The sequence below is a fragment of the Mycoplasma sp. 13536 genome (genome assembly GCF_055523495.1).
On sequence record NZ_JBVFVC010000001.1, the window covers coordinates 354,353 to 368,132 of the forward strand.

11 protein-coding genes are annotated in these 13,780 nt (G+C 27.8%); 9 read left to right on the top strand and 2 right to left on the bottom strand.

What is annotated here, in order from left to right:
- The gene (gene ffh / locus AC0B4N_RS01390) at positions 1 to 1,350 is read right to left on the bottom strand and encodes a signal recognition particle protein (RefSeq protein ID WP_465102121.1); all 1,350 of its coding nucleotides are present in this window, start codon (positions 1,348 to 1,350) and stop codon (positions 1 to 3) included.
- Positions 1,351 to 1,400: 50 nt separating this feature from the next.
- On the opposite strand from ffh, the gene AC0B4N_RS01395 reads away from it, so the two are divergent.
- From AC0B4N_RS01395 to AC0B4N_RS01430, 8 genes are all read left to right on the top strand, one after another.
- The gene (locus tag AC0B4N_RS01395; RefSeq protein WP_465101259.1) at positions 1,401 to 2,318 is read left to right on the top strand and encodes an RluA family pseudouridine synthase; all 918 of its coding nucleotides are present in this window, start codon (positions 1,401 to 1,403) and stop codon (positions 2,316 to 2,318) included.
- The gene (locus tag AC0B4N_RS01400; RefSeq protein ID WP_465102122.1) at positions 2,318 to 3,223 is read left to right on the top strand and encodes a hypothetical protein; all 906 of its coding nucleotides are present in this window, start codon (positions 2,318 to 2,320) and stop codon (positions 3,221 to 3,223) included. The genes AC0B4N_RS01395 and AC0B4N_RS01400 overlap by 1 nt, the downstream gene beginning before the upstream one ends.
- A gap of 571 nt (positions 3,224 to 3,794) precedes the next feature.
- Complete coding sequence (locus AC0B4N_RS01405; protein WP_465102123.1) at positions 3,795 to 5,483, top strand: S8 family serine peptidase; 1,689 nt, start codon at positions 3,795 to 3,797, stop codon at positions 5,481 to 5,483.
- Between the two features lie 61 nt (positions 5,484 to 5,544).
- The gene (locus AC0B4N_RS01410) at positions 5,545 to 7,077 is read left to right on the top strand and encodes a transposase family protein (RefSeq protein ID WP_465102124.1); all 1,533 of its coding nucleotides are present in this window, start codon (positions 5,545 to 5,547) and stop codon (positions 7,075 to 7,077) included.
- 415 nt (positions 7,078 to 7,492) lie between these two features.
- Positions 7,493 to 7,873: a hypothetical protein gene (locus tag AC0B4N_RS01415; protein WP_465102125.1), complete on the top strand. Its 381-nt coding sequence runs from the start codon at positions 7,493 to 7,495 to the stop codon at positions 7,871 to 7,873.
- On the top strand, positions 7,863 to 8,372 hold the full coding sequence (locus tag AC0B4N_RS01420; protein WP_465102126.1) for a hypothetical protein: 510 nt from the start codon (positions 7,863 to 7,865) through the stop codon (positions 8,370 to 8,372). Before AC0B4N_RS01415 ends, AC0B4N_RS01420 begins: the two co-directional genes overlap by 11 nt.
- Entirely contained in the window at positions 8,305 to 8,679 is a 375-nt protein-coding gene (locus AC0B4N_RS01425) for a hypothetical protein (RefSeq protein ID WP_465102127.1), read from the top strand. The genes AC0B4N_RS01420 and AC0B4N_RS01425 overlap by 68 nt, the downstream gene beginning before the upstream one ends.
- Positions 8,680 to 9,036: 357 nt before the next feature.
- Positions 9,037 to 10,026, top strand: coding sequence for a ribose-phosphate pyrophosphokinase (locus AC0B4N_RS01430; RefSeq protein ID WP_465102128.1), 990 nt, complete (start codon positions 9,037 to 9,039; stop codon positions 10,024 to 10,026).
- Between the two features lie 39 nt (positions 10,027 to 10,065).
- Here AC0B4N_RS01430 and AC0B4N_RS01435 read toward each other — a convergent pair whose 3' ends face one another.
- Positions 10,066 to 11,994 (bottom strand): DNA gyrase/topoisomerase IV subunit B, encoded by a 1,929-nt coding sequence (locus tag AC0B4N_RS01435; RefSeq protein ID WP_465102129.1) that lies wholly within the window; start codon positions 11,992 to 11,994, stop codon positions 10,066 to 10,068.
- 234 nt (positions 11,995 to 12,228) lie between these two features.
- On the opposite strand from AC0B4N_RS01435, the gene pyk reads away from it, so the two are divergent.
- Positions 12,229 to 13,662, top strand: a complete 1,434-nt coding sequence (pyk, locus tag AC0B4N_RS01440) for a pyruvate kinase (protein WP_465101253.1) — start codon at positions 12,229 to 12,231, stop codon at positions 13,660 to 13,662.
- Positions 13,663 to 13,780 lie beyond the last annotated feature (118 nt).

Below are 13,780 nucleotides of genomic sequence, written 5' to 3' on the forward strand. Positions count from 1 at the left end.
CTAAAAACCAAACATTTTAGGATCAAAGCCTCCGCCATTTGCCTTAATCTTTTTGCCCATCTCACTCATTCTTTTTACCATTGAATCATAATCAGACATTAGCTTATTAAATTCTTGAGCGCTACGACCACTTCCTTTTAATATTCTTTCTTTACGAGAGGCTTGGCGTAATAATTTTGGATTCTTACGTTCTTTTTTAGTCATTGATGACATTAATATTTTGAAATAATGCATTTTGGATTCTGCCTTATCAATTTGATCATTATTTATTTTATCAGATAAATTACCTGGTAACATTTTTAATATTTTTCCAAATTTTCCAAGGTTTTGGAATTGTTGAATTTGCTCAAGTAAATCATCTAAGGTATATTCACCAGAAAACATTTTATATACCATTTGAGTAGCTTTATCTTGATCAATAACATCTTGAGCTTTTTCAATTAAACTCATTACATCACCCATACCTAAAATACGATCAGCCATCCGATCGGCATGGAATAAATCTAAATTAGAAATCTTTTCACCTGTACCAATAAAACGAATTGGAATGTTTAAAATATACCTTAAGCTTAATGAGGCACCACCACGTGCATCTGAATCCAGTTTATTAATAATAGTTCCTGTTAATTTTAATTTTTCATTAAAAGTAGAAGCAACATTAATTATGTCTTGACCTGACATTGCATCAGCTACAAAGAAAATTTCATTAGGGTTAACAATCTTTTTAACCCTAAATAATTCATCCATTAAGGGTTCGTCAATCGATAACCTACCGGCGGTATCAATAATAATTAAATCGTTATTATTTACTTTAGCTTGAGCAAGGGCATTTTCCACAATTTTATCAACTGGTGCATTTACCCCTTGTTCAAAATAATCAACTTGGATACTCTTAGCCAAAGTTACTAATTGCTCAACAGCGGCTGGCCGGTAAATATCCGCTGCAACAACTAATGGATTTTCAACAAATTTCTTTTTACGTAAATAATATGCAAGTTTAGCACTTGAGGTTGTTTTTCCTGAACCTTGCAAACCACACATCATAATGATGTATGGTTTTTTAGTAATTTTAAATTCACTCCCTTCTTGACCTAAAATCTTTACAAGCTCGCCATGCAATATTTTAATAAAATGTTGTGAAGGATTTAACTTTTTTAAATTTGGGTCAGTTAAAGCTTTTTCTTTAACATTATTTATAAATTGTTTTACAACTTTTAAATTAACATCAGCTTCCAACAATGCTAATTTAATATCTCTAGTTACCTCGAGAATATCTGCTTCTGTTAATTGTATTTTCTTTGATAATTTCTCAAGGGTCTTTTGCATTCTTTTTTCTAAAAAACCTAACATATTTAAATTTTACCACAACTATTTAAATAAATTTTGATATAATAACACAAATGATAGAAATAAATGTAGAATATAAAGAACGTATTGATAAGTACATTTCAAATAATTCCAATATTTCAAGAAATGATGCACGAACTTTAATTGAAGAAGGTGCAGTTTTTGTAAATGAAAACAAAATACTTAAACCTAAATTTGAAGTACGAGAAGGACAAAAAATACTAATAATTCGATTAATTGATAAAATATTAGATATTAAACCTGAAAAAATGGATTTAAAAATTATTTATGATGATGAATACCTTTCAGTCTTAGAAAAACCCAGTGGACTTGTAGTCCATCCTTCACCGGGTCATGAATCAGGAACTTTAGTTAATGGACTTTTGTATCATTTTAAAAATAATTTATCAAATGAAAATGGATTATTACGTCCAGGCATCGTGCACCGGATTGATAAAGATACAAGCGGATTATTATTAATTGCTAAAAATAATGAAGTTCATAATTTATTAGCAGATAAATTTGCTCATCACGAAATAAATCGTAAATATTTGGCAATTTGTGATGGTATTTTAGAAAATTCACTTTTAAAACTTAATTTACCTATCGGAAGAGATCAAAAAAACAGACAGCAATTTACAGTTACAAATTTAAATGCAAAACATGCCATCACAAATGTAGCAGTGCTAAAAAGTTTTTATTTAGATAAAAAACCTAAATCACTTGTTAAATGTGAATTAGAAACCGGAAGAACACACCAAATAAGAGTTCACTTAAAATATATTGGTAACCCAATTTATGGTGATCCAATGTACAATAAAAAGATAAATGACTTTGGCCAATACTTACATGCCTATAAATTAGAATTTGAACATCCAATTACAAAAAAACAAATGCATTTTTTTTCACTTCCGCCTTCTGAATTTAATATAGCAGAGTATAATTATGAGGAATTTATAAAAGGAGAATAATGAGTAGTACATTTAGAATTAATGAAAAAGACCTTGATTTAAACAACTTATGAAATAATGAAAAAAACCACTTCAGAATTTGGATAATATTATTTATCGCTTTTTGAGCACTAATCACAATTTTATCCCTTGTACCTCTTTTTAATGTTTTAGCAAATAAAACAGCTTATATTGAGGCTCTAAAACAACAAACTCAAAACACACCAAATACTAACAATAATAACATAACTTTAGATTATGATGTAGTGTGAAGAACACAAATTCTTATTGATTTCTTTATAACATCTTTTTTACCAATCTTAGTATTTACTTTTGGTATCTCATCAACAATTAAATCTTATAAATTTAAAAGCTTTGCAATTTTATCTACCGGTGCAATCTTGCTGTCAAAATTTCACGGAATTCTTTCAATTATTAATTTAATTAATAGTACGCTTAGAGGAAATTACAATATATCAAATAATTTTAATTTAATTGCTTTGGTAATGCATATTACCATCTTAGTTTTAAGCGTTATCCATTTTTTCTTTATTTCTAAAAATGTCACTAAAATTAAACAATTGTTTATGATGCAAAAACTTCAACGTGATAGTGCTATATTTATGGAACAATGAAATAAAAATATGAAAAATGGTAATATAAATAATCCTTTTGGGGCTATGAATGCTGACCAATTTACAAACCAAACTAGCACAACTGATAATAGCCAAACAACCAACCAAGATGAAGTAAATCAAACAGTTCAAAAAACAGAAAAAGATTTAGCAATTGAAAAAATTATAGAATTGCCTAAAGAACAATTGCACCGCATGGCTGAAACATTGAACATCTTTGGTTATGAACAAATGTCAAAAGAAGAATTAGCCAATTTAATCTATAATCATACTAAAAAAGATAAAGAATAATACATATAAAAAGTATTCGGACAAATTCCGAATATTTTTTATAAAAAGAAAAGTGTTGCTATCAGACTTACAAAACTAACAAATGTATAAAATTTTGTCTAATAAGATTCCACAGAATAACCCAAAAAATTCATAAAATTATCTTTCAGTTCATACGAAAAGCACCAAAATAATCGTTTTAAATATCAAAAGCAGTATTTCTTAAAATTTGATTTAAACAGATAAAATAAAAAATTTTATAAACTATCACTAAAACCAATGAATATATTAAGTAATATAATTAAAAGAACTGGAGTAAACTTTATCCAATATTTATTTTGGGATGCACAGAATAAATCGGGAATAAGTAAAAGTATCATAAAAATTTTCGTACATAGTTTTTTACAAACTGATATTTTTAAATTTTAATAAATTTATAAATGATAAATTATAAAGTAAGATATATATATATATATATATATCTTTTATTGAATATAATAATATAAAATGTATTATATAATTATAATGTGGTAATTAAAAAAGATATACCACATTATAACTCAAATAAATATTAGAAAGAAAAAAAATACTTATGTTAAAAAGCATTAAAAAAAAGCTACTAATTCCTTTGGGAATAGTAGCAACAATTGGTACAGTATTAGTACCCCATTCAAAAACAATTAACCAAAAAACAAATAATAATTATTGATATAGTAATTTAACTAACGATAAATTCCAAGTTAGGGAAGAATCATTCGTTAAAGATTTATCAGATAATGGGGAAATAATTAATGTTCCCGTTGATAATAATTATCAATTAAAATTATTATTGAATCCAGGGTTTGAATCTGATAACATTGATTTTATTCAACAATTTAATAATGATTTTATTAATAAAGTTAAAAATAATAAATTAAAATTTATTTCTGGTAATCCAAGTAGAATAATGCCAATTATTTACTTCTACTTTGAAAAAGAAAGCGACAGAGAAAATTTTACCACAAAAATCAAAGATTGAAAAGAAATTTTTCAAATAATTATTTATAAGAATGAAAATATAAAAGAATGGAATTGAGGTAATAGTTCAGGGTTTGAATATTATCGCAAAACATATTCAAATTTAAACAATGCCCCCACAAAAAGTATAAATAATTTCAAACAATCAGTGGAGGAAAATCTATCAATACTAAAAGGAGACGCAGGGCTCACAGAAAATAAAACTACTAAAATTGGTATTTTAGAAGCAGGAAATGAAAAATTTGATTATAAATACTCTGAATTTTTCAAACGTGGCTTAAAAGTAAACGAAGAATCAGTTATTGAATCTCAGTCACCACTTGAAAAACATGGTGTTTTTGTATCAATGATTGCAGGTAGTCAATTTGGTGTTGATCGATCTGCTACAATTTATTTATCAAAATTTACAAATGGCACACAATGGCAAGATGCAATAGAGAAAATGGTTTTAGACGATGGTGTTAAAATTATAAATCATAGCTATGGGCCACAACTTTATTATATAGATAGTAAAACAGGTCAAAAATATATAAACCCACAATACTTTGAAGGTTATAACGAAAATTCTTACTTTTTAGATTATATATCTCGTAAATACGGTGTAATAAATGTTATTTCTTCGGGAAATGATGGTTATAATCCAATACACCAAATTACTCAGAGTAAATTATCATTTAATTCAATTGTTGTTGGTGCATTGGGCGAAAAAGCTAACAGCAAAAATATTAAAAAAAATGAAACATCATATTATACAAACTATAACTTAGCACCTGAATATGCAACCTTAGCTAAACCTCTAGTAGTCGCACCTGGTACATTTTACAATATGTTTTATGAATCATGAACGAAAAGAGAATATGAGTTTGATGAAGGAACAAGTTATGCAGCTCCTTTAATTACTGGGCTTGTTTCTAATTTCTTAAAAATAAATCCAACTATTTATGCGAGTGAATTTAGGATTCCAATTATTAAAACTATTTTATCAGCATCAGCAGTTAGTCCTAAATTTTCTAATTTAACATATAAAACCAGTGGGTTTGAACAAAAATATGGTGCAGGAACACCTGATGCAATAAAAATGATAGAAGCTGCAAATAATTATAAAACTGCAAAAGTAAATCCAACTTTAAATACTGGCAAAGATATTATTACAAGTAATGAATTATGACTAAGAAATGGTCAGAGCATTAAAATTTCAAGTTCGTGATTATTTAATGCAGGTATTTTGAAAAATAATGAACCATGTCCAATGACAACTATTTAGGCCCATATATAAATCCCATGGAAAGTGAACTAATTTAATTAAAATATGGTATAAATTATTTATGAGAATCAAACATAACATAGATAAGTACAAAAACTTAACAAACTACGAACTAAAAAAACAGCAATCTCTCATATTAATTGCTGCTAATATTGAAAAATCTTTATCTCAACTTAGTTTAATTACAAACCTTAGTGTATCAACTGTAAAAAGATATAAAAAAATAATAAAAAGTAATCAAGAAATTGACATCAGTCATAAAAATAAAAATCAACAAAGAAGTTGCAAAGTTACAGATTCAGAAATTGAATTAGTGTTTAAAGATTATTTAAAAACATGTGAAATTATTTTAAATAGCATTCTAACAAATAACCGACTTTCGTTTAAAAGTTATTATTATTCAGAATATGGTTCTTTTATAAGGCAAAAAATTTCTTACAAAACTTTGGTAAGAAGATTCAACCAATTAGGATTATTTAATATACATACAACCAAAAGAGGAAGAAAAATAGCAAAATTATCAAAGAAGAAAACTTCACAAGAGACAACATTGCTATTAAAAAAATATTATAAACAAATTAAACAAAATGAAAAACAAAGACAAGTTTTGGGTCTAAAGAAAAATTTAGAATTTGGTGAAATTGTTGAAATCGATGCTCAGCTTGAACCATATTTAAAAAATAATAAACCATTCTATCTTTATCATGCAATTGATGTTGCCACTGGAACATTATTAGCAGCATGATTTGAAGAACAAGAAACAACATTAGGATATCAAAGACTGTTAGAAATAGTATTTAAGAAATATGGATTTCCAAAGAAAATTTATACTGATAAAAGAAGAACTTTTTGGGGAAACGAAAACACACAAACAATTTTTGAAAAAGATTTAAATAAAAAAGGAATAGAAGTACTCAGTTCATCTAATCCCAAACATAAACCACACGTTGAGAGATCTTTTAGAACATCATTAGATCAATACCCATTATTAATTCATGAAAACGGATATAAAGATATTAATGATTTAAAGCAAAATAACGAAGTATTTCAAAATTATTACAACACGAGGAATAAAAAAATAATTTCTAAACATAATGTCTTTCAAAAAGAAGGAAAGAAAAACGGCAATTGAGCCGTTGATTTAGAGATTAATAGAAAAGTTTTAAATGGTGTTGTTAGATACCAAGGTAAAAACCTTGCAGCTTTCGATATGCATGACAAAAGGATTATATTTCCTTATAATTCTGATGTTGTGTTAGTACATTCTTCTGATGATAATTTGTATTTTAAATATAATGGAAAAAAATACTTTGCCAAAGAACCTAATGGAAAATATCTAAGCTTTACAGAAATGTGAGCTCTTGAGAAAGGTTTAGATTATTCTATCCCTGCCGTTGGAAAACTAGCATTTATCCATAAGAAAACAAACTCATTTTTTAAAACTCTTGAATTATACATCTCAAAGTTTAATAGTGTCTCTGTGAATGCACAAGGAAATAACCTTGAAGCCAATAAGATTATGGCCGAGTATTTAGAGATACTTCGAACATTACACAGAAGCATCAATGATGAAATAAAAATTGATGCATATTAATTTTAATATTTTTTAATAAAAAAGAAAATAATAAAAATAGAAAACACGGGACGTGTTTTCTGGGAGTTTTGCTTACTTTTTCAAAAGTAAGGCCCCCTTGATTGCAATCAAGGGCGGGGGGTTTAAAAATCTTTTTGTTTCATTTTGAAATTTTATAGTTAATTTAACAATATACATAATTATGTCTTGATTTTTTAGACAGTAAAAATATCAAAAAATATATAAATTTTCCAATTTAGTTGCAAAAGAAGAAAAAATTTTTTTTCTTTGTTTTTTCATTATTTTTTTTTGGAACAAAAGCATCATAATATAAATCAAAAAATAAAAAAATGATTAACCCCAACAGTCTGGGCAGAAAATTAAAAATGTAGTTCAAAAAAGTAGTTATTCTACATGATTATTTAATGCAGGTATTTTGAAAAATAATGAACCAAGATCAAATTGGTGAGGATCATTTTTAAATTTCTTTTCTAATTCGAGAAAAGCTCATGAAGAAGCAAAATGAAAAAAGACGCATAATGATGAATTATGATTAAAAGATAAAGAAACATTTGAACGGCAAGGTGGAAATTGATTTTCTGATTATAACTTAATTCTCGAGAGAAAAGATTCAAGAGGAAATTGAATAACAGTTAAAGGAGTGTACACAAAAACAAGCAACGATGAACTAATTGAATATAATGTTTTTAACTCTGGAGTTTATAGATATAGAATTAATAAGGTTTCTTCAAGTACATTTGGAAATTCAGTTGACGATATAATTGCTGTAACACATGTGGTACGAAATGAAAAATAAAGTAAAAATATTATTATTTAGTGCAATACTTATGCCTATTGTAACTTTTTCTTGTTCAACTACAAATGTTCCCACTAAAGATCCTAAATCAGATAAAGAAACTTCTAGAAGTATAAAAAATGATTCAGCAGCATACAAAGAAAATTTAAACATTGAAATAGATGTTGTAAAAATTCATTATGATCTAGAAAATAAACTTAATTCAATTTCAAAAATAAGTGAATTATACCTTCCGGTTTCTCAAGAGGTTTATACAAAAATTAATCAACAAAATCAAGCTAAGCATGGATATTTTTGAAAATACAAGTTTTTTGATCATGTAACAGATCCTCTTTATAGTGAAATAAATGAAAGTAAGGTTATCAAAATATCTACTAAACAGGAATTTGATAATATCATAATTAAAAGATATCAAGAGCTAAATTCAGCAGATGATTATAAACCAATTTGAAAAAGAGTTCTTAAATTACCAAAATATTTATCAACTACTAGAAAATAATGATCTTTATATCTTACAATCTAATAAACAAGGATCATTTCATAATCTTGTTATTCCTTTTATAACTGATGATTCTCTTGAATTAAATGTTTTCTATGATTATAATACTCGAATTGGTGATGATAGAATTGTTAAAGATCAAAAGTGAAAAGTATTAAGTTTACCTAAAAAGCAAAATTTTAAACTTAATACTTATTTTGCTGATAATAAATTTAATCTCTATTACCCACTTGAAAAATCAAAAGAATATTACAATAAATTAAGCAAGTGATACAAAGAAGAATTTAAGAAATATTACAAAGATTAATTTTCAAAATAGAATTGTTATTGAGTTAAATCTGGAAAATTTCCGAATAATAAAACAAAATTAATATTTTTTAAGCATAAGATAGATATTCAAACAAACCGGAATATCCATAACAAAAGTAAAATATTAAAGATTTCTACTTAAACAACTTAGAAAAAATGCAGGAACAAAATTCTAGTAAGGCATTTTAACCAATACTATTAAACTATAATTTTTAAAACTTTTTTGAAGTAATGCTAATACTTAAAGCATTTGCATACTCATCTATCAACTTTTATTATGTCATTGGACAGAGCAAGGATTTATTAATTTTTCACTAGCAAATAAATAATAATTAAATATAATATAAACATAATTATGCATAAAGAAAATATAGTTTTATTCGGAATGAAAAATTCCGAAAATTTAGCATGTGAAATTTCACAACTTTTAGATATACCAATGTCAAAAATTGAGCGAACTGTTTATGCTGACGGAGAAGTAATGCTTGTATCTGAACATACCGTGCGAGACAAAGATGTCTTTTTGATTGCCAGCACTTCTCGCCCCGTTAATGATAATATTATGGAACTGTTATTATTTGTTGATTCATTAAAACGTGGTAGTGCAAAGTCTATTAATGTTATTTTAAGTTATTACGGATATGCACGCCAAGATCGTAAAGCAAGTGGGCGCCAATCAATTGGTGCTAAGTTAGTTGCAGATTTATTGCAAAAAGCAGGAGTAAGTAAAGTAACTTGTGTTGATTTACACAATCCTTCAATTCAAGGTTTCTTTGATATTCCAGTTGACGAATTAAAAGGCCAATATCCAATTGCTTATGCTCTAAAGCAAACTGGAGAAAAATTTACCGTTGTATCACCAGATCATGGTGGGACAGTTCGTGCAAGAACCCTTGCTGAATTAATTGCAGATACTGTGCAAATTTGCATTATAGATAAACGTCGCACTGAAGTTAACAAAACAGAAGTTATGGGTATTCTAGGCAATATTGAAAACCAAAATGCTGTAATTATTGATGATATTATTGATACCGGCGGTACCATTTTAAAAGCCGTTGAAACTTTAAAGCAAAAAGGTGCTAAAAAAATCATCGTAGCTGCTTCACATGGTATTTTTACAAGAGGTTTTGAAATCTTTGAAAATCATCCTGATGTTGACCAAGTTATAGTTACAAATAGTATTGACAATAGTGCATGGTCTCAAAAATTTAAAAAACTAAAAGTTATTTCACTTGGTCCATTTTTAGCAAGAGTAATAAATGCAACTCTTACAAAAAACAGTATTTCATCGGTTTATAAAGATTTCCGTAAGGAAATTTCAATTTGCACAAAGGAATCCTGTTAATATAAAATATATTCAAGTTTTAAACTTGAATATATTTTTTTATAGCTTCGCAAATTTTTCTAAATAATCATCGTAGTCATCAAATATGATATTGCTATCTATTCAATCCTTACGTTTAGTTGAATCATTCCCCATAAGTGTGCTAATACGCCTTTCTGCTAAATATGCATCATTAATTGTAGCACGTATTAATGTGCGAGACTTAGGATCCATGGTAGTTTCCCATAGCTGATCTGCATTCATTTCTCCAAGACCTTTATAGCGTTGAATTTCAAAATTTGAACCTTTTGATTCAAAAGTATCCCTAAGTTCTTGCTCGTCTCAAAGATATTGACTTTTTTTGCTTGTTTTATTAGTTATTTTATACAGGGGCGGGATTGCTATATATACATAACCATTTTCAATTAATGGTTTCATATAGCGGTAAAAAAATGTTAACAATAAACATTGAATATGGGCCCCATCAGTATCGGCATCTGTCATAATTATAATTTTGCCATACTCTGATTTAGTTAAGTCAAAGTTCTTGCCAATACCAGCACCTACTGCATTGATAATTGTTACAATTTCTTCATTTTTTAAAAGTTCTAATAGGGAAATTTTCTCAGCATTAATTACTTTACCTCTTAATGGTAAAATAGCTTGAAAATTACGATCTCGTCCACTTTTTGCTGAACCACCAGCTGAATCTCCTTCAACTAAAAATAGTTCACGCTCGTGTGCTTTTTTCGAACTAGCAGGGGTTAATTTATCACTAATAATTTTCTTACCTGATAAAGTTTTTTTAGAAGTTCTAATTTCTTCACGCTTCTTTTTAGTTTCTAATCTTACATCATATGCTTTACGAATTTTCTCTATAATTATTTTAGCAAGTGGTTTGTTTTGACTAAGTCATGATTCTAAGAAACTAGAAGCTACTTCATCAACACATGCTTTAGCCTCTGGTGTTCCTAATTTATCTTTAGTTTGACTAACGAATTCAAGCATATTTTCGGGTATTTTTACCGATATTATGCAAGTAAAACCTTCCATAATATCGGTAATATCAAACATATTATTTCCTTTTAAATATCCATCTTTATGGGCATATTCATTAATAATTTTATTAAAAGCAGATTTAATGCCTAAAACATGTGTTCCGCCATCTTTAGTTTTAACATTATTCACAAAACTAAGTATTAAACCATCATTATATGAATCATTTCATTGAAATGAAAAATGAACCTCTATATCTCGATTTATTTCCTTATAAGAAACAGGAGGATTTAATGGACTTCGGGTATTATTTAAAAATTCAAGGAATTTAACTAATCCATTGTTATATCTAAACTTTTGTTCTAAATTATTAATTTCATCATAAAGTTCAATTTCTAACCCTGAAATTAAAAAAGCACTTTCTTGCAACCTTTCAGCAATTCTTTCAAAACTAAATTTGGCTTTTTTGAATAAAGCATATTCAGGTCAAAATTCAACTATTGTCCCAGTTTCTTTTGTTTTACCAATAATTTGAGTTCTTTGAATTATTTTATCTCGGGCAAATTCAGTGTAATACAATTTACCTCCCCGGGCAATTGTAGCACTTAATTTTGTAGAAAAAGCATTAGTTACACTTGATCCAACACCATGCAATCCACCTGATACTTTATAAGTATTAGAATCAAATTTTCCACCAGCATGTAATTCAGTAAAAACAATTTCTACCGCCGTTTTGGATTCATTTTTGGCTTTATCCACTGGGATTCCTCTTCCATTATCTGAAACATAAATTGATCCATCCCCTCGTAATTTAACAATTATTTTTGAAGCATATCCTGCTAATGCTTCATCAATAGAATTATCAACTATTTCTCAAAGCAAATGATGTAAACCATATACATCAGTTGAACCAATATACATACCTGGTCTTTTACGAACAGCATCAAGACCTTTTAATTGTTTAATATTCTCCGCAGTGTAATTATTTTCCATAGTTGTATATTATAATACAAAATAATTTTTGTTTAATTATAAAAACAATATACCATTAAAATGGTCTATTACTATATAACAAAATTTTAGAAAAACAATTTTAATAAAACATAATAATTAAGTTATTAAAATTGTTTTTTTTGTTACAATTATATTAATATTAATCTAAAATATCAGTAAATCTTAGAATAGTATAAATTTTCAAAATCAAAAGAATAGGGAGTTTAATTACAAATGAAAATTACAGACAAAAGAACAAAGCTTGTGGCGACTATTGGTCCTTCAAGTGATAACTATGAAACATTGCGTTCGTTGGTGGAAAATGGTGTAACTACTATTAGAGCTAACTTTAGCCATGGTTCTCACGAAGAACAATCTAATAAATTCAAGCTTGCAAAGCAAGTAAGTAAAGACTTACAAATTCCAGTATCTTTAATGTTAGATACTAAAGGTCCAGAAATTAGAATTGGAAAAATGAAAGATGGTGGTCAAGTTGTTGAAGCCGGAAATTACTTATTAATACATACAACAGCAGATAAATACAAAAACCTAGAAGGTACTGCAACCGAAATTAGTGTTGCTTATGACATGGCTCAAGACCTTCAAATTGGTAACCAAGTGTTAATTGATGATGGTAAATTATCTACTGTTGTTACAGAGGTTGGGCAAGGTTATGTAAAAGTTAGAGCCGAAAACACACATAAATTAAAAACAAATAAACGTGTTAATTTACCTGGCGTTGATTTCTCATTACCATTTTTAGCTGAAAAAGATATTAACGATGTAAAATTTGGTATTACACAAGGAATTAACTATGTTGCAGCATCATTCGTTAACTCAGCAAAAAATGTTAATGAATTAAGAAAATTACTTGATGAAAATGGTGGACAACACGTTCAAATTATTTCAAAAATCGAATCTCACTTAGGATGTACAAATATCGATGAAATTATTGAAGCATCTGATGGTATTATGGTTGCTCGTGGTGATTTAGGGTTAGAAATTCCTTATTACGATGTTCCATACTACCAAAAGAAAATGATTCGTAAATGTCGTGAAGCTGGAAAAATGGTTATCGTAGCAACTCAAATGCTTGACTCAATGGAGAATTCACCTCACCCAACTAGAGCAGAAGTAACAGATGTTTACTACGCTGTAGAATTAGGAGCTGACTCAACTATGCTTTCCGGAGAAAGCGCTAATGGTTCATTCCCGGTTGAAGCAGTTAAAACTATGACAGCAATTTCAAGACGTGCAGAAAAAGAATTCTACTCAAGAAATTACTACGAAAGACAATTAGAAAGTGTATGACAAAATTCAGACCAAAGTGACAAACGTACTAGAATTGCATACGAAATTGCTAAAAAAGTGAAATCAGGCGAATATAAATACATTGTCGTGCTTTCAAGAACTGGGGAATTATTAAAACGTGTTGCAAAATTCCGTCCTAACACCTTAACTATTGGTATTTTAAATGACGAAAAATTATTAGGTGGTTTCGGGGCTTATTCAGGTGTTTTTGTTTCTGTTGAATCAAAAACATTATTCCCATTAATTAAAGAAAGCACATGCAAAGGTGTAGAGGCATTAAGACCATACGGCATTCAAACAGGTGATAAATACATCGTTGTTGAGAACGATAAATTTACTGAAAAAGTTGTTGCTTAATTTACAAAGTATTCAAAAGGATACTTTGTTTTTAATTCTATTAATTTCCAAATAAAAAATATAAACTATGCAATACCAAAAAACTTGCATTTTAACTTTTGCTTAAGAAGCTTATTCA